The sequence below is a fragment of the Segatella copri genome (assembly GCF_019249655.2).
Lineage (GTDB): Bacteria > Bacteroidota > Bacteroidia > Bacteroidales > Bacteroidaceae > Prevotella.
In genome coordinates, this window is record NZ_CP137557.1 from 2,305,573 (window position 1) to 2,322,771 (window position 17,199).

The 17,199-nt window shown below is 40.1% G+C and carries 13 protein-coding genes; 3 read left to right on the forward strand and 10 right to left on the reverse strand.

All coding sequences use genetic code 11. The features are described 5' to 3' along the window. Positions 1-11 precede the first annotated feature (11 nt). The 10 genes from KUA49_RS09295 to KUA49_RS09340 form a co-directional block, all read right to left on the reverse strand. Entirely contained in the window at positions 12-2,600 is a 2,589-nt protein-coding gene (locus KUA49_RS09295) for a hypothetical protein (protein ID WP_218412860.1), read from the reverse strand. Next, the gene (locus KUA49_RS09300; protein WP_218412859.1) at positions 2,585-3,334 is read right to left on the reverse strand and encodes an HNH endonuclease; all 750 of its coding nucleotides are present in this window, start codon (positions 3,332-3,334) and stop codon (positions 2,585-2,587) included. The genes KUA49_RS09295 and KUA49_RS09300 overlap by 16 nt, the downstream gene beginning before the upstream one ends. A gap of 10 nt (positions 3,335-3,344) precedes the next feature. Beyond that, complete coding sequence (locus KUA49_RS09305; protein ID WP_218412858.1) at positions 3,345-4,862, reverse strand: ATP-binding protein; 1,518 nt, start codon at positions 4,860-4,862, stop codon at positions 3,345-3,347. A 58-nt stretch (positions 4,863-4,920) separates the two neighbouring features. Further along, entirely contained in the window at positions 4,921-6,144 is a 1,224-nt protein-coding gene (locus KUA49_RS09310; protein WP_153093847.1) for a transposase, read from the reverse strand. A 127-nt stretch (positions 6,145-6,271) separates the two neighbouring features. Then, positions 6,272-6,538, reverse strand: a complete 267-nt coding sequence (locus tag KUA49_RS09315; protein WP_218413449.1) for a helix-turn-helix domain-containing protein — start codon at positions 6,536-6,538, stop codon at positions 6,272-6,274. 173 nt (positions 6,539-6,711) lie between these two features. Next, positions 6,712-7,149, reverse strand: a complete 438-nt coding sequence (locus KUA49_RS09320; protein WP_218413450.1) for a DUF6078 family protein — start codon at positions 7,147-7,149, stop codon at positions 6,712-6,714. Between the two features lie 50 nt (positions 7,150-7,199). Further along, positions 7,200-11,153, reverse strand: a complete 3,954-nt coding sequence (locus KUA49_RS09325; protein WP_218413451.1) for an Eco57I restriction-modification methylase domain-containing protein — start codon at positions 11,151-11,153, stop codon at positions 7,200-7,202. A 13-nt stretch (positions 11,154-11,166) separates the two neighbouring features. Then, on the reverse strand, positions 11,167-12,360 hold the full coding sequence (locus KUA49_RS09330; RefSeq protein ID WP_218413452.1) for a restriction endonuclease subunit M: 1,194 nt from the start codon (positions 12,358-12,360) through the stop codon (positions 11,167-11,169). A gap of 25 nt (positions 12,361-12,385) precedes the next feature. Next, positions 12,386-13,420, reverse strand: coding sequence for a helix-turn-helix transcriptional regulator (locus tag KUA49_RS09335; protein WP_218413453.1), 1,035 nt, complete (start codon positions 13,418-13,420; stop codon positions 12,386-12,388). A gap of 20 nt (positions 13,421-13,440) precedes the next feature. Beyond that, positions 13,441-13,671 carry a helix-turn-helix transcriptional regulator gene (locus KUA49_RS09340; RefSeq protein ID WP_006846518.1) on the reverse strand — a complete coding sequence of 77 codons (231 nt, stop codon included), beginning with the start codon at positions 13,669-13,671 and terminating at the stop codon, positions 13,441-13,443. 260 nt (positions 13,672-13,931) lie between these two features. Here KUA49_RS09340 and KUA49_RS09345 point away from each other — a divergent pair, with 260 nt between their 5' ends. From KUA49_RS09345 to KUA49_RS09355, 3 genes are read left to right on the forward strand one after another with little or no spacing between them, the layout of a single operon-like run. Then, entirely contained in the window at positions 13,932-14,384 is a 453-nt protein-coding gene (locus tag KUA49_RS09345) for a hypothetical protein (RefSeq protein ID WP_256624928.1), read from the forward strand. A 29-nt stretch (positions 14,385-14,413) separates the two neighbouring features. Further along, a complete protein-coding gene (locus KUA49_RS09350; protein ID WP_218413454.1) occupies positions 14,414-15,403 on the forward strand; it encodes a hypothetical protein in 990 nt (329 codons plus the stop codon). After that, the gene (locus KUA49_RS09355) at positions 15,393-17,069 is read left to right on the forward strand and encodes a hypothetical protein (RefSeq protein WP_118079500.1); all 1,677 of its coding nucleotides are present in this window, start codon (positions 15,393-15,395) and stop codon (positions 17,067-17,069) included. The genes KUA49_RS09350 and KUA49_RS09355 overlap by 11 nt, the downstream gene beginning before the upstream one ends. The last annotated feature ends 130 nt before the right edge of the window (positions 17,070-17,199 follow it).

Here is a 17,199-nt window from a genome sequence, read left to right on the forward strand (position 1 = left end):
ATATTTCTTGTCTATATTTCGTTATCTATGTGTATATTAAACTCTTGCCAGTCAAATCCTGACTCTTCGGCAAAGCGGAGCAGTCCCTGTTTGTCTTCTGGCGTTAATGTGCCGTTTCTCTTTTCGAGTAAAGGCTCATATATTTCCGACACAATCTTGTCCTTGTCCATATCTCTCAATGTCTTCATCAGGAAGAAGTATGTTCCATAATGATTTGCCACTTCGAAACATTTCAGGAGGGATTCCGTAACTGATTCCTCGATGTCGTCCCATGCCCATGGATCATTGTCGATATCCATTCCCAGGTTACATTGCAGATTTTCTGTCTTGCTGATGTTTTGAAATATCACACCCATATTCTTTGAGTCTGCATCTTCATCCGGATTGATAGGCTCAGGTTCAGACTGCTCGTCATAATTCCAGTATAGAGCTTGTTCACCTTTCCATGAACTGTGCTCCTGATCATTGCCGAAACATACTACCAGACTTTCTGGAGCCATGACATCGAGTAGCTTTCCTACATAGTGATTGTCATTTCGCCAGGCATTCAATGCAGCTTCACCTACCGATGGATTACCAGAGATATTGATGAAGTCCTGCGAATAAATACTACGCAGATTCCTGCATTCGTATGCCTGAAAACCTTTCTCGCTGAAGTCATTCAGCTGAACCCTGTCTTTGAAGATGTATGGAAGATTGAGCGTTTCTTCATCATTCAGATACTCGATAATCTTGCCATCAAGCATGACCTCTTTCAATAGGGTTGGTCGATAGACATCTACTTCATAGTAGCTTTCATCTTCTCCGTACCTGACTGGTAGTGTAGGGGAGAGAGGATTTCCATCCTTCGGGATTTCATCTTGAAGTTCAGCCTCTGTTCCATCTACATTCTTGTATCTGATGAGCGTTGACTCGAAGTCTCGCTTGATAGGCGATGCTTTCTCTAATCTTGGCAGATAAACTACAGTAAACAATAAAGGCTTTCCTTTTACAGTTACCCTTAATGTCACCTCACCATACGGAGGTTCATTCAGCTTTGTCCATTCGGTATATCTGCCGTTTTCTTGTTTATATTCAATCATCTCAGCCTCGGTTTCCTCCTCTGGCTGAGCATGGAGAATATCGTCCTTGGTAGCAAAGTGACGAACTATCACATCTTCCCATCCAAATATCAGCGGCAGTTCATCTACCTCATATTCGTCGCTGATGTTTGGGTCGTTTATATAATAATGCTTCACCTTTCCGCCTCCTACATATCGGATGGCGTCGGTATAAAGCCTTGTAGTAACCTGGTCATAACCTATGCGGTTATATAGGTTGATCTCTTTTCCTTGTTCATCCAGGAAACTGACGCAATCATAGATGTAAATCCAATTCCATGTCTCGGTAGTACCAAACTTCTGATCACGGAATCGCTTGCGATACACATTTTCGGCAATGGTCTCATCCTTCAGCTTGCAGCGGTATGAAAACAGCAGAGCCGTTTCCTTCTGAGTGTTCTGGGTAGAAGTCCATGCCTCCCCATAGTCTCCCTGTCGCCAGAGTTGGATGTATTCTGTTGTATTCTGTGTTTGAGCCAGATATTCATTACCTTCATCATCCTTCACCACGATTTCTATCTTATCAAATCGTGATGTAGGGATGTTTTTGATCTGTACTCCTTTTTCTACGCCAAAGGCAACGAAGTCGTTCACGCTGTGGTTGAGATAGGTGATGATAGGATTATCCTTGGTCGATGGTTCTATCACCTCATCGCCTCTTTTGAACCTTATATATATAAATAGGTGTAATTGTTTCTCTGGGTTAGGCACGCCCCAGAGATGCACACGATCGTAACGCAGATACTGGTGCAGACCTCCACCTACTTCCTCTGGTTTCAGCCAAAGGTTGAGTCGGCGTGTCATATAAGTATAGTCTGGCGAGAATATTACTTGCCATTCGAAACGGAATTTTATCTTCAATATTTCATCGTTGGCAGCCTTGATGGTTGCCACGAATCGGTTCACGTCAGATGCTGCATCCTTCAGATCGTCTTCATGGAAGGGCATTTCTCCGTTCAGAATCTCCTTCATGTATTCATAAAGGGAATGCTGGCGCTTGATACTCTCTCTGAATGCTACAGCTCTTGATGCTTCATCCAGATTTTCTAATGTATAGTTCTCGCCATGATAGATACGGCAAAGTCCTTTCAGGAACTTCATCTTGTCATGACGGTTCAGCTCATGCTGTATGGCAAGACCACCAAGCACATAGATGGAGTAGAGCCATCGCTTCTGTCCGCTATCATCCTGATACAGATAACGTTTCTTGCTGATGCCTGAGTTGGACCAGAGTGTTTCTAAATCCAGATTCTCTATCAGTTGGTTCCTGTTGCCACTTTGGTATTTGCGCTTATACCATTCTGCCATATAGACAATGGTTGTCGTGGCATTTTCAGGCTTTGCCAATGCTGCTACTCCACAATCAGACACAATAGCGCTTAGGCAGACTTCAAGTTCATTGAAATCTGCCTCCGACAATCTCAGCTTCCATACGTATGGATGGCTGGTGTCTAACGATGCTATTTTGTCTGCAAGCTTCTTGCTTAGTCTTGTTTCCATATTTTAATTTCTTTCTTGATGCCTCGGTATGCTTCACGCAAATCCCTTAACGGTTGTTCCGAATCCTTGATATGATGAATCATACTGTGGCAGTTGCTGCATAGCGGTACCAGATTCTCCAGAAAGTCCTTGGGTACGCCATCGGTCTCGTATGTGGAAATCATCCTTAGATGATGCACTTCCATGAAGTTGGCACCCAGTTCTCTGCCGTATGTTTCCTCAAAATCCATTCCACAGCATTGGCATTGGTAGCCATACTTGTCAAGGCACATCTGGCGGAGCTGAGGATTGCGCCTTATCACATCCATCTCTTTCAGAATATGTTTCCGTTCGCCTTCGGTTTCTTCCCGGAATGATGGAGTAGAAGGTGCTGATGGTTCCGCATCAGATGACAAATTCTCTATGGCAATCTTTGTTTTGAATAGATTGCGGAATGCTTTTGATTCCAGAAACCCTGACCATGTTTTCAGATGTAAGGAATACCTGTTGTCAGCAGCATTGTCTTCTGTTCTCATCTGTCCGTCTATTGCCATGTCATGGCGTACTCGATCATAGTAGTTATGGTCGAGCTGTGTATAGATGCTTTCAAAGTTTGGTGACTCATGCTTTCGTATGAAGTCAGCCAGTTCCGATTCGGTGAATCGGGCGAACTCCTCTGCATCGGGCCTGCGTTTCAGATATTCTTCCACGTAAGCCTTGCGGATGGATGCTGGTGTAGGTATCACTTGTTTCATTGCCCTCATTCTATTTTTCGGAAATCTCACTATTATTTACTACCCAATAACCATGTGCGCTACTTCCTACACGATGGATTAGTTCCTTTTTCTTTAAACATTTTACTATTTTGTAGATAGTAGTTACACCTAATGATAAGCTTTTTCCAATTTGCTCATATGTAATTTGGGTGTTTTGTTTAATGAGGGATAATACTTCTTTTTCAGAATTTGTAAGAGTTTCAGTTTGATTCTTTACCTCACTCTTTACCTCACTCTTTACCTCACTCTTTACCTCACTCTTTACCTCACATCCGTTTTCAGGAGTGATTTCTTTGTTTATAGTATATGTGGTCCAGCGGTTTTTGCTTTCTTGGTTAAGCAGGTTTTTATCAACCATATTATGTAATAACTTGCCTATTTCCAGAGAGTTCATTCCAAGCATTTGCTGCAGCTCCATATTGCTTACACTATCACCATTCCAAACGTATGCCATTACTTGTTGCTCATTGGCAGTAAAGCTATTGTATGTTTCTTCGCCATAATAAGCTTTCATTTCTGCTAAAGTTGATGCAGGAAGAAGACTTACCATAGGCAATGTGAGATCTACCTGACGCAATTCTGTTCGATCTATCAAGATCGGTTTGCGCCAGTTTTGTTCCTTCCATGTCTTTAATATAGTTGGATAGCCACTACCGATGTTTTCGCCATAGCCAATCATACGTAGCATATTTTGTATTCGTGGATTTCTTGCTTTAGAATTACCACCATGCATGATGTCCTCCATTGGCAGTTTTAGCGAGCCTGGATTAGAGAAGAGAAATTCTTTCTCGTACTTCTCTATTTTCAGTACTCCAGTGATGAGTAGATCAGCGTGGATAATCATGTTGGTCAGAGCTTCACGTACAGCTTTATGTATAGGCGTGTCATCGATACGCTCCATACCTTCGAGTTTGAATGGACGTTTCAAATCTTGTGTGAGCTTGGCAATAACTCGCATAAAGAAGTTGAAAAGGTTGTTTTCCCATGTACCATCATATGTCAATCGGTCGCTCCAACGGCTATCTGTTTCTAAGTTGGTCTTGTCTATATAATCCATACGTATGTTGTCGAAGCGGTCACGCACAGGAAGTCCTTTGCCGAACATCATGAGTCCGGCAACGGTTAATCCCTCGCGATGCGTGTTTCTATCAAAAACATATCCTCCCATATTTCTCAGAAACTCTTTGTCGTCAAGTTGGTTGAAAGCATGATCCACATTTCTCACTTCAAAGCGGTTACGATAGGCATGTAGGGTAGGCATGTCTATGTCATTTAAGTCATAATTTTCTACCAATGTACCATCGTTGCCATTTTCATTGGCATCACGCAACATTGATTTAACTTCTTCATCTGTGCAATGATAGTCTCCTTCAAAGTTGCGCTTATACGAACCTCCTATCAGGTTCTTATTGATGTAGATAGGACGCATGGTATAGTTTGCCATTGGTACGTGTATGGCTATAATGTTTTTGCCATTATAGTCAATACATTCCACATTGTCCTCCATGAGGATATTACGACTTACCTTATCACTATCAATAGTTCGTTAATAATTCAATAATGTGCTAAGCAGCTATACGCTGTAAGCACGAGAGATCTTTGAAAATCTTGCTAATTAAAGTTCGGTTCGGGGTGTACCCGCTTGCTTTAAAAATTCGTTTCACCAGATAAATATTGGTCATCAGTGACTTGAATGAAGACATAGAATATTCCATTCCCATCTCCTTCATAGTTACCTTGGCAACATTTAGTGATGTGAACGAAGCATTGAAAGCAAAATCGAGTTTCCACTTATCGCGAGCCTGGCAGTCCATAAGACCAGTATAGCCTTTGGCGTCACGAAAGCAAAATTCGATCTGGAACCTGGTTCTATAATAAAGAAGTACTTCTTCACCCGAAAGTGAGGTGTCTGTAGAGAAGAATAGTTTCTTCTTGCCATTCGGCATCTGCCAGATGACAAGTCTAACTTTACACCTGAGTGCCTTGGAATAGGCTATCAAAGTATAAGCTGTTCCTTCTATATCTTTCATCTCCATCTTCTCCATTCGAGTGAGGTCAAGATTCTTCATATCAATCTTGCCATCCTTGGTCTTGGGGCGACCACGTTTTCCAGTACGTGGACCAGCATAGACATAAAAGAGACAAGCATTGTCACGAAAGCGGCTTATCAAAGAGAACCCTTCTTTCTTTATCCCATTAACAAATGTACTTGTAGAGAAGTAAGCATCTGCAACTATGAGGGTTGAGAGTTTAAGAAGTTCCTTGCGGTAACGCTTAATGACGCTGATATAGAAATCTACCATAGTCTTGTTTCTAAGACTCAGTTCTTTATTACTTAGCGACTGGTGTGCTTTTAACATCATGCAGTCTTTGGCATCAATATCAATGAGGCCAATACCCATGATTTCGAGACCATGTTTAACAGACTGTGCACATCCCGACCAAAAACGACCGATATGTGGAGTCTTCTTGCCAGCTTTGCTGATGTAGCTGGGATCAATGGCAATAGCCCATCTTCCCTGTTTACCAAAGAAGCGCTTGGCAAGTGAGACATTAAGTTTGAGCCAGTCAATGCTTTTCGACTTTTTTAAGCCGAATGCGTTGCGATAGGTTTGCTCAACATGCGAGCCATACCTCCCCATTTGGGTGAAATTTATCTTTCTTGGTATTACCATGAACAAAATTATCACCTCGATGAGTATTTTCTCGAAACTTTTTGTTAACTTTGCAGCCGAATCTTCAACTGCATCTTTAAAGATATCCATATATTGGTCAAGTCCTGTATTCATATAATTTTGCGTTTGTCGTGATTTGCAAAGTTACTGAAAATCAGCGACTTGACCAACTTTCTATAGTTAAGTTTTCATAAGCATTTCTTAATATAAGTTATTGATTTACAGACGATTAAATATTAATTTAACGCAGTATTGCACTATTAATAGTGTCCCAAAATGATTTTAGGATTTTGTCGGTATCGTTAACTCCTGTCACTTCAAAACGTCCTTGCTCAATTGTATGGTTTCGGCGTTCCTTGATACCAAGTATAATAGTTCCGCCAATAGTGTTGGCAAAGGAAGAATAGGTTTCCCATACCGACTTTGGAAGCTCGTTTGTAGCTTCCTTATATTCTATGTTTATGCGCTCACCATAGAGCATCATATCGTTTATATCGTTTGATGTCATATTGTCTTATTTATGTTATGGTTTAACTTTTTTCCTCTTTCAATTACGCTTAGTACCGTTTTTCGTACCGCTTAACTGGTACTGGAGTTTATCTTAGGTGGTACTGGAGTATCAAGTAACTGACACCGTAGTAACACTTATGTGGTACTGACCAGGTACTTTGAAGGCATGAATCAGGCACTCCAATTGATGTGCTCCTCGTATTTGTCGAAGTCCATTTTGGAGTCAGCTCCTACCTTTTCAAGCATCAGTTTTATCACTTCTTGCTCCTCTGGTGGAAGAAGAATGTCACCACGTCTGCGCTTGAAATATTGGTTGCGCCCGAAGTGGAGGATGAGGGTAGTCATGAACTGGTCATACTGCTGTGGGTACATCCGCTTTTGGAAGTTGGTGAATCCTTTGGCTAATATCACCGGCTTTTTATCTCGATAGTATGTACATGTCTCGTCCTTGCTGCATCTGGTGGGATTGATCAGACGCAGATACTCTTCATTCTGCTCCATCATCATGGAGTAGGCTACCTGATGTAAGCAGGTAGCTGCCATAGGGCAGCTACTATGCTCACATACAGGATAATTTATCGGTAAAGACGTATATTCTTTCTTTGGCATAATCTATTTTTTTTAATATCGTTGTTCTTGAAGAATCACTCGAGAGGGAATTAGTCCATCGGCTTAATCAACGACTCGATGTACTCTCGTTCAAAGAGGTCCAAGCCATATTTCTCGTATAAGTCCTCATCTGTCCAGATTTTGCTAAAATCTAATAAAGGTACAAATTGGTAAACTGCCGCAGTCGCATGATGTCCTGATTTTGATAGACTTATTAAAAATCTAACAAATTTTGTTTGTAGGTAGCCTATGAGATTTTGACATTCTGTTTTTGTCAAGTTTAAATCGGCTCCTATTACAAGATATGTCTCAGTACAAATACTATTAGGTTCAGAGATAAAAGCATTGAGATTATCATCATTTAACTCAGTTCCTATATTGTTGGCATATGGAGTAATGACCTTATATTTGTCTATCCATCCATTGTTCTTCTTTATTAGTTTTCTTTCAACATATCCTATACAATGTCCTTTTCCATAACACAAGAGAGGATTTGTAAGTTCATCAGGAGACTGTTTATATTGACTGTTTTTGATAAAATCTGTAGGTAAGTCGAATGGTTTACGAGCTGACACAATTGATTTTATACTTGAAAAGTCTTTATTCCTTATTTTTTCTATTATAGAAATAGCTTCATAACTACGAATAAATGTATCAATATTGTCTAATTTAAGAAAGCGCATTTTATCACAGATTACGCCATTATTTCCATGACTAATAACTCGAGTCTTTTTTTCTTGAGAATCATACATAATATCCCATAGAAAATAGCAAATACCTCCTCGTATATTAGTATGAGGAAAAACGTTTTCAGGATTTGTAAAATCATCAAGTCGCTTTATATGCTTATCTTCTAGCATACTTACTCTAAACTCATCTAAACCTTTTCCTCCGCTATACCAACGGGCTGGCATAATTATAGATATATAATTAGGAAGCATTTTTTTTGCTAAATTGACAAATAAATTATAAACAGGCGTTGCACTTGCTTGTGCGCCACCATCCATAATCTGATACGGTGGATTTCCCACCACAGCATTAAATTTCATTTCTTGCTTACTTGAATTGCCCTTCCAGAAACCAACAGACTTCAATTCTTTTACGAGTCCTTCCTGGTCCTTAGAAGCACGTTCGATTAATTGTACGTTTTTGATATTCGCTTTCTGGTCAACCTGACGGAAACCAAAGAGGGTGCGGCGAGTGATACCCACAGCCATAGGAGTATTGCAGATAACATACATGTTATCCTTTACAATATCATCCCATACCACTTGTTCTTCCTGCACGCTGACCGTCTCTTTGTCGATGCATTCCGCCTTGATGTATTCATCCAAGCGGCGACGGAAGAGAGAGTAGGTGACATAAAGAGGGTAGAGACCAGTCTTCGAATTGATCTCCAATATCTTTGTCTGAACCTCTCCTGTAAGGTCAACATTGTCAAAGATTTGACGGGTTACATCGCCCTGTTCAACATAACGAGGTGTGTCGAGTACTCCAGTCTTTTCATCAAAGGTTTCGTCGTACCAGCACCAACCACCAATCGTGTCACTCATGTGCATATTCACTACACGCCAAGGAGTGAGCACCGTCTCCTTGTCAGGATTGCGGAAATAAGAGAAAATCTCCGTAATCTGACGGATGCGTTCATCGATATGCATGAAGTCTGCCTCACGGGTAAGGGCACGATATTTCTTACCCGCTTCCTCAAAGCGGGTAGCATTGAAGCATTTACGAATTTTATTGAAATCTTCCTTCGAGATTCCCTTCGGCATGAACTCAGTCCACGACTCATCCTTAATCTTTCGGGTGAAGTTGTCAACAGTCAGTTCGTCCTTAGGGTCTCCTGCATCAGCACCGCCATACATCAGCAACGGAATACGGAGCGCAATACCACGGATATTAGTCATACGCTTTTTAAACTCCTCACGCTCTTCCTTTGCCTTTTCACGTCGGGCAATACGCTCAGCTTCTTCCTTCAGCCACTGCTCACGCTCTTCATCAGACATAGCTTCCCATTTTGCCTTGAACTCCTCGTCCTTCTTCAGCTTTTCTTCTGCTTTCTTCTTGGCTTCTGCTTTCTTCTGGCGAATCTTTTCCTCCCATTCGGCACGCTGTTCATCGGTCATGTGGCTCAGATCAACGGTATCTTTCGCATCCTTGCGCTTCTCGTCAGGAGCCTTGCCTCCATGCTCACCAATATGATTGATGATTTCCGGATTCACCTTGTTCAACTCATCCTGGTTATAGAGACATGGATCGTCAAAGCCCTTGCGTACCAGTCGGTCGATAAACACATTTTCCAACTGCTTGTAGATGTCGTTAACATCCATTGCGCTCATCTTGCCTCCATCCATTGAAAGAACAGGACAAAGCTCGATAAATTCACGAACAGTCTCCTTGTCACGCATTTCCTGCGTCTTTTCTTCATCGCCTTCCTGCTTCTTCTTCTCCTTAGCTGTAGCCATAGAAGAGAACTTGGCTGTTTCAGCCACAATCTTCAAGGTGCGGTCGGGCGCAAAGTCGAATACATAACATTCTTTCTTGATCTTACCTTCATGAGTCTTGTATGGAGACTGCACACGGAAGATGGTCTGCATGTAAGTGGCAGCACGGTCGCCACCTTTCAGATAGAACACGGCAGTCCAAGGCGCTACAGTAACGCCTGTAGTCAGACGGCCACAGGATATGGTAATGGTAGAAGTCTTCTCTGGATTGTCGCCAATCGCTTTAAGCACTTTGTCGAGCGCATTCTCATTCTGTTCGTCAGTATCGCTTCTACCTGCTACATTCACAACATCGAAGTGACGGAAAATCTTATGCTCTTTCAGAATTTGCTCCAAAGCTGCCGCTTCGTTGACATGAGATACTACCCAAAGTGTATGACGGAACATCTGGCGATATTCAGGTTTTGAGAACGGAAAATTATTCTCGTCATCCTTTATGCTGAGTAAATTCAAGAACTCAGATACTTCCGGCTCATGCACAAAACGGCCTTTAGCACCCTCTGGCATAGATGCTTTGTCGGCTTTAGGATTACCAGTCCATGTACGGAAGAATTCAGGGAACGAGAATACGCCAGTCTGGTCCAGGATATTATCGATATTCTTGGTAATGTCGTAGGTGAAGATATTCATCTTCGGCAGTTCAGCGTACGGATTCTTCTCGTTGGGATGTTCCAAACTCCAGTTATGCTTGGCAGTTTGCTCGGCAATATAGTCCCAGGTGTAGATTTCATCCCCATTGAAATCCTCATAGAGATTGAAAGGAGTTCCAGAGAGATAGAGCATCTTGGTTTTCTCTTTCTTCAGAAAGTCCTGGATGACACCTTTGCCCAATGAGGTAAGTGTTCCCTCGTGAGCCTCGTCTATAATAATTAAATCCCAGTCGGTTTTCAGAATATCAGCTTTCAGCATCTCGTTCTCCTTGGATGTAGAGTTTCCATTGCCCAGTTCCTTACCTGCATTTTTTGCCTGTGTCTTGCTGTTGACAAGTTCAGAGAGACGAATATATTGCATCGAAACAAAGAAGGCATAGTGATTGCCTGGAGTCTCGACAAAGCTTTGTAAATCATAGTAGTTACCTACAGTTTCATTCTCATCATCCGAACGCATACCGAAACCATAGGTTTTGTGGATGTCGCTGTTGCCTTTCACTTTAGGCTCAGAACTTTTGCTGCCCACAACCTGTTTGAAGGCTTTCAGCCAACTTTCTCCTACTACAGGTCGGTGGGTGATGATAAGGGTGCGCTTCACATCCAGTTCGCGCATAAGCTGCATGGCACAGATGGTCTTGCCGAAACGCATCTTGGCATTCCAGAGGAACTGGCGATATTCAGGAAGAACTTCATACTGGTATTCACCACGTCTTCCACTTCTTTTACAGAAACGCTCCTTCGCTTGGTCGATTGCGTCCCTTTGCTCAGAACGAAGAGTGATAAGGTCGTCGGCAAACAGGTCATCCTGCATGCCGGTCTTTATTTCTTCAAGGGTTGAGTACGTTGCCATAATTGATGTTATGTTATTTGTTATTATTCTTGTTTACTAACGACTCGAAGGTCTGTTTGATTGCCGACAGGTCGTGAAAGTCTGTATTTCTCAGCGTTGACTTCTGGAGGTTGACACCTTTAAGGAAGTCTTTGATAAGACAGAACCTCTCAAAGGGTGGATATTCTTTATGGATTAATCTATCTCTCTTAGCATCCAGTTTTTTCTCGGCTTCTGGAGTTCTGAAGATTCCCAAATCAGACTTTTTCTTTTCAAAGTCTTGAATGATCCGTTTTTTCTCTTCTGAAGACAACTCCTTAGGCGTATGCCCTGGAAGTCCGTATGTCAATCCATCCATCTGCCACACGTTCCAGGAGATGATGTAAGCAGCACCTGGCATCATGCGCATCTTGTTCTGGTTGAACTTCTTTTCACCAAACCGAGCGATATAATGTTCTTCAAATGTAAAGAAGAGAGCTTCCCTGGCAAGTAGAAGGTTATCGCCTTGCCATTCGAAACCGTATGTTGCACGGAGAGCAATCTTAGCCCAAAGAATCCAATCCTTGGAATCCTTCGTATTCTCAGAAACGATTCGGAGTTTACGGTCGAGCATTCCTATGCGATATTTCACATTTTCGTTATACTCACCGGTAACGGCATCATATCTATTACAGAGGTATGGAGCTTCGCCACAGGTTATTTCCAAACGGGTATCTGCCACGTAGTCTTTCCAGGTCTTACCTTCAGGAAACTCAATTTTCTCCTCATTGTTAATCCACTTCTGAGGGTTCTTAGGGTCGGGCGAATTGAAGAGTCCTTCTTTTCTGCCGAACCATTCTTCATCTATGAGATTGTTCTGTGCATTGCAAATCCATGCAGGAGTAAACACCTCTGCCTTATCCTTGGCACGTTGCGTCTGTTCTTCTTTCGACTTCACGGCACGTGGTCGGATAATCTCCTGGTAATTGTCTTTCTCTTCAGGATACTTTTTGACCAACACATTGTATTGCACCTTCGTAATCACCTTGCCTTCTTTTGAGGCATAGGATGTAATCTTGTCGAGCGTGATAGGTGCAAAGAAAGTAAAATCCTCTCCGTAGTCAGCATACGAATCCGTAGCCCAGTAGATATTCTGCTGGGTGGTATGATCTTTCAGAAGATTCATACAAACCTTCTCTCCGTAGCTGTGGAGGAGTTGGTTCTCACTTATGTCTGCGTCATTTATCATTGTTTATAATTTAATTGCAAAATTATCATTCTATGTTGCAGTCTTTCTGCACTGTTGAATATTTTTTCAATAAATTCTCAATTTTCTCAGCAATTTGCCGTCTCAACCACTCAGGTTTGAGTACTTCAACCTGATTTCCGTATGAAAAGATGCGTGCTTCAAGTTCCTTGTTGGGACGAACCGTGAGCTTGACAATGTGCTGTTCTTCGTCTTCAATCTCCTGTGAAGGATGGATTGGTTTATTCACCACGTAAGGGAAACGGGCTTCGTCAAACTTCAACAGTACTTCCTCTGCAACTGGATGGTCTTCGGGTAATGTCACTCCAACGATGTCCTTGAAATACTCATTGAAGTCTATATCCGTATTGGGAATAAACGGCACATTGGCACGTGAAAACTTCACGATACGGTCGAGCGCTTTGTTGGTGATGTAATTGCCATGACTACCTTCCTGCAATCCAATGAGGAACCAGCGGTTATTGAATTGCTTGATATGGTAAGGATGAAGGATGGCAGTTCTTTCATTGCCAGCGAAAGTGCGATAGAGCAAATTCAAAGGCTGATGATTCAAAGCGGATTCTATCAGTTCTCCCAAGAACTCTGTTCCCTTCAGCAGATCATTGTGGTCAAAAGATACGATATTCTCTGTATTGGGCTTGACACCAAAACGGAATTCGAGATTTGAGATAACATCTTCCAACCATGCGTTACTCGGCACACCACGAAAACGGCTTAGTATATCAATAGTGGAGCGAAGAGACTTTATTTCTTCGGCTGTCAACTCATTATTAAAGATGGAGAAGCTTGGGTCTGAATAACGGTAGTAACTTTTCCTTCCATCGAAAGGATATGTCTCGATAGGGGCATTGTAGGTGACTCTATCTCTCATGTATTTGATGTCTTCACGTATCTGTCGGATGCTGACCTGCGAGCCATAGAGATCCATGAGGGACTCATTGACCGTGTCAAGGAGGTCCTCAATACTATATGTTCTATGAAAGTCGCTAAAGCATCTGTCCAGTATCCGGTAGCGCAGTTGCGCATTCTTGTTTGTTGGCATAGAGTCTTTTCTTAATTAGCTTATTTATCTGTTTTTATAGTAACGACATCGTCCAGTCTGACAAGGTCGTTCATGTCGCATTTGAGACAGCGAGCTATCTCAATCAAATTCTCTAAAGTTGGTTGTGATGTATTGGTGACCCACTTTGATATTGTAGCAGGATCCTTTCCGAGCATCTCAGCCAGTTGCTTGTTGGTTAGCATGCGTTCTGCAAGCATCACCTTAATCCGATTTAGAGGTTGTTTCTCCATATTTCTTGTTTTTATATATTATCAATATGCAAAAATAAGGTTTTTTCTTCGAAAAACAGACATTTTTCATAAAAATAACACTCCTAAAGCAAATAAATTGATGTTTTCGTCATGTTATTCGAAAAAATATTGTATTTTTGCATTTGAAGTGCGTCTTTTTTCTGAGAGTGCAGATAGATTGCATAATGGCTTTCTACTTTTGCATCCAGATTGTAACAGTTAGACCTTTAGGTCGTGGTATAAACAAAATTATAAGAACGATGGAAAAGACGAACATCTACACAGATGAAGAGCGTTATTGGATGACAGGAGGCAGAACAGGAACATTGCCTACACGTATCATCCCATCTGTGATTTACAGCTTGGCACCGAACGAGATTTTTGTGTTTGGAAGCAATGCTCTGGGTATGCACCATGCTGGTGCTGCTCGTGTGGCCTACAATGAGTTTGGTGCAGAATGGGGGAATGGTGAAGGATTGCAAGGTCAGTCGTACTCGATTCCCACGATGGAGGGTGAGCATAATACAAAGCTTGCCATTATGAGATTTACGCAATATGCCAGGGAGCATCCTGAACTAAAGTTTCTGGTAACTCCAGTTGGCTGCGGTATCGCTGGATATACTCCTGAAGAGATTGCTCCTATGTTTAAGGATGCAGCTTATTTGGAGAATGTGTATTTACCCATCAGTTTCTGGAAGGTGCTGATGATTTAAACGAAAATTTGTACTGTAAAAAATATAATATGAATAAGATGAATTTGTCAGACAAAGTGTTTTACCTTAGGATGGAATCTAAGTCTGAGGATGATATTCGCAACTATATAAAAAAAACACTGGAAGACGGCAATTGTTCTCTTTCAGACATTAAGTTTGCATTAGAAAACTCTGATGTAAACAACTATATTACTTTGGATTTATTTTCCTATTGTATAGATAGAATTGTAGAAAGCAAGAGTGTTAAGGGTTGTTTGAAATGTATTGAAATTTTTGCTATAGAGTATTCTCGTCGCAATGACTGTACAAAACTTAATGAATGCGTCATTGAGTTAATTATCGATACAAATGGGTATAGACGTCTTATAGGAAGGCATTTATGGGATAGTTTAAATTTGAATGATTCTGATTTAGACCTTTTGACGAATAATGAAGAATTTCAAATGCGTTTTGTATTGTCCATATTGTCAGATTTTGATAATCCTCAAAAACGATTGTCGAAAACTCTTCTCTTTTTTAATAGCGACTATTCTTCTGTACGTATGTGTCTTGTAAATGTATTGGCAAACTATGCGTACAATTATTATGGAACAGTAAAAAAATATATAGATAAAACTGAAATAAACGAGAGTGATGAATATAAGCAATTTTCTGCATTTTTTAGCGAATTAGATGCAAAATTTAAGTACATGGATAAGTGTAAGGAACTTTTGTCTGATTATTCAATGCCTACTATTCTTGAAAGTTGTAATCGTGCCACTCAAAATTTCATGAAAGAAACTATGAAAATGGCTGAAAGAAAAAGAGATTCCATTGTAGATAAATTTATGACTAAAATTGCTTTAGGGAAAGGTGGAGGATGGTTGGATGAGAATGGTAATGTTCAACAACTTGCACACATTAAATTCTCATGCGAGATGCCGATTATGTTAAATGCGTTAAGTCCCTTAGAGGAGCAAGAGTTTTTTAATAATATGTATTTAGACTGGTCAACAATAAGTAACAAAAATGAAAAATAGAATTTTACGAGAATATATAGAATCTTTAAAAGAAGATAACGAATTGGATTATATTTTCCCAATATTGTTGCAAGCTATGGGCTTTAGGATTGTTTCTACTCCAAGAAATTCTAAAGGACAGCCCCAGCATGGTAAGGATATCGTTGCTATTGGTTACGATACTAACAATATTATATATCGTTGGTATTTTGAGCTAAAAGGTAATGGAGCAAAGGATATAACTACAACAAATTTTTATGCAGAAGATGGAGTTAGAGATTCACTTTTAGAAGCTAAGGATGTTGCATACGACTGCCAATCAATCCCAAAGTTTGATGAGTTACCTGTAAAAATTGTGTTTGTACATAACGGTATCCTTCAGGCAAATGCAGAACCTGCTTTTAATGGATTTATTAAAAATAATTATAGTGATGTCAATTTTGAACGTTGGGATATTGAGCGTTTAACTCTTTTGTTTTCTGAGCATTTGTTTGAAGAATGTATTTTTGCAGATGACGTATGCTATACTTTGTTTAAAAAAGTTCTTGTTATGCTAGATGCACCAGGATGGAATACAAATGATATCGATCGAATAATTGATATTTTTTTGACTCGTTGCCCTATATCGAAGACTCCCAATAAGAGGATTGTCAATAAGACTTTTGCTGGTTTAAATCTTATCCTTGCAATAATTTTTAAAAATTGTGAGGAATGCGGCAACTTATTACCTGCTAAATGGAGTTCTGATAGAATAATATTAAAAACTTGGTCATGGATTCTTCAGAACAAAGTGGAGAATAGAAAAATATATTATAATAATTTTATGAAAATCTATGACCTTCATATTACAATTTATGATTCGTATATTCATAAGTTGTTACCTATGGCTCTATCATATAAAGGGCTGTATCAGCCTATGGGGACTTATTCTGAAAGAGTTTGCTATCCTTTAAGATGTTATGATTTCTTAAATGATTTGCTTTATTATTATCTTTCTACAGAATGGTTTGGGTATGAGGATATTCCAACTCGCAATGACCAGTTAAGAATAGTTACAAATATTATAAAACAGAATAGTGGCTTTGACGTTCCTTTGTTGGACAATCATTCAATTACGTTAGTCTTATTAACCAGATTTGTTTGGGCTTGTGGACAACCTGAAGATGAAAGTGTTATAAAAGATTATTTTGAATATATAGATCGTCTTTGTGCAAATGTTATTTTGCGTCATAAAAGACAGAATATTTTTCCGGAATTTTATAATAACATTAAAGAAGTTTGTGCAAGTATGTTCAAAAAGTCAGAAGATTATGTTGATAGTTCTTCAATGTATCTTTTAGTTCTTGTTGAGATTTTAGCATTTTTTCGTCAAAAAACGAATTATAAATATCTAAGAAAAGAGATAAACGCGTCTAAAGTAAATCTCCAGATACCACTTCCTATCTTTGATGAATATTTAGAAGTAAATCTATTTGATCATCATCTGCATAATGAAATGTGTGTTAAGTCAAGTATATGTTTACCAGATACATTAGAGGCATTTCTGAAAACTTTTAAGATAAAATATAAACCGATTTCTTTTCGTACAGAGAAAATCGGTTTAAGTCCTCTTCTGTTATTGGCTCATATACACTACAAGACAGAATTTTTCCCTAATTTTGTCGATTTTGGCTTTTTAGAGACATAAATTAGTTTTATGATGTACTGCAAAATGCTCACATTGTGGGTCATTAAGAAATATACAATAGCGGCCACCTTCCTGCTTGTGTGGACAACGACACAGGATAAGGTGCCCGTCTAAAGCTTTGCTATGCCAA

Excerpts from the sequence above, each read along its gene's own strand:
- KUA49_RS09305 (WP_218412858.1), bottom strand. The coding sequence starts at position 4,862 with ATGGAGGACAATGTGGAATGTATTGACTATAATGGCAAAAACATTATA.
- KUA49_RS09310 (WP_153093847.1), bottom strand. The coding sequence starts at position 6,144 with ATGAATACAGGACTTGACCAATATATGGATATCTTTAAAGATGCAGTT.
- KUA49_RS09320 (WP_218413450.1), bottom strand. The coding sequence starts at position 7,149 with ATGCCAAAGAAAGAATATACGTCTTTACCGATAAATTATCCTGTATGT.
- KUA49_RS09295 (WP_218412860.1), bottom strand. The coding sequence starts at position 2,600 with ATGGAAACAAGACTAAGCAAGAAGCTTGCAGACAAAATAGCATCGTTA.
- KUA49_RS09345 (WP_256624928.1), top strand. The coding sequence starts at position 13,932 with ATGGAAAAGACGAACATCTACACAGATGAAGAGCGTTATTGGATGACA.
- KUA49_RS09355 (WP_118079500.1), top strand. The coding sequence starts at position 15,393 with ATGAAAAATAGAATTTTACGAGAATATATAGAATCTTTAAAAGAAGAT.
- KUA49_RS09325 (WP_218413451.1), bottom strand. The coding sequence starts at position 11,153 with ATGGCAACGTACTCAACCCTTGAAGAAATAAAGACCGGCATGCAGGAT.
- KUA49_RS09315 (WP_218413449.1), bottom strand. The coding sequence starts at position 6,538 with ATGACATCAAACGATATAAACGATATGATGCTCTATGGTGAGCGCATA.
- KUA49_RS09300 (WP_218412859.1), bottom strand. The coding sequence starts at position 3,334 with ATGAAACAAGTGATACCTACACCAGCATCCATCCGCAAGGCTTACGTG.
- KUA49_RS09335 (WP_218413453.1), bottom strand. The coding sequence starts at position 13,420 with ATGCCAACAAACAAGAATGCGCAACTGCGCTACCGGATACTGGACAGA.
- KUA49_RS09340 (WP_006846518.1), bottom strand. The coding sequence starts at position 13,671 with ATGGAGAAACAACCTCTAAATCGGATTAAGGTGATGCTTGCAGAACGC.
- KUA49_RS09350 (WP_218413454.1), top strand. The coding sequence starts at position 14,414 with ATGAATAAGATGAATTTGTCAGACAAAGTGTTTTACCTTAGGATGGAA.
- KUA49_RS09330 (WP_218413452.1), bottom strand. The coding sequence starts at position 12,360 with ATGATAAATGACGCAGACATAAGTGAGAACCAACTCCTCCACAGCTAC.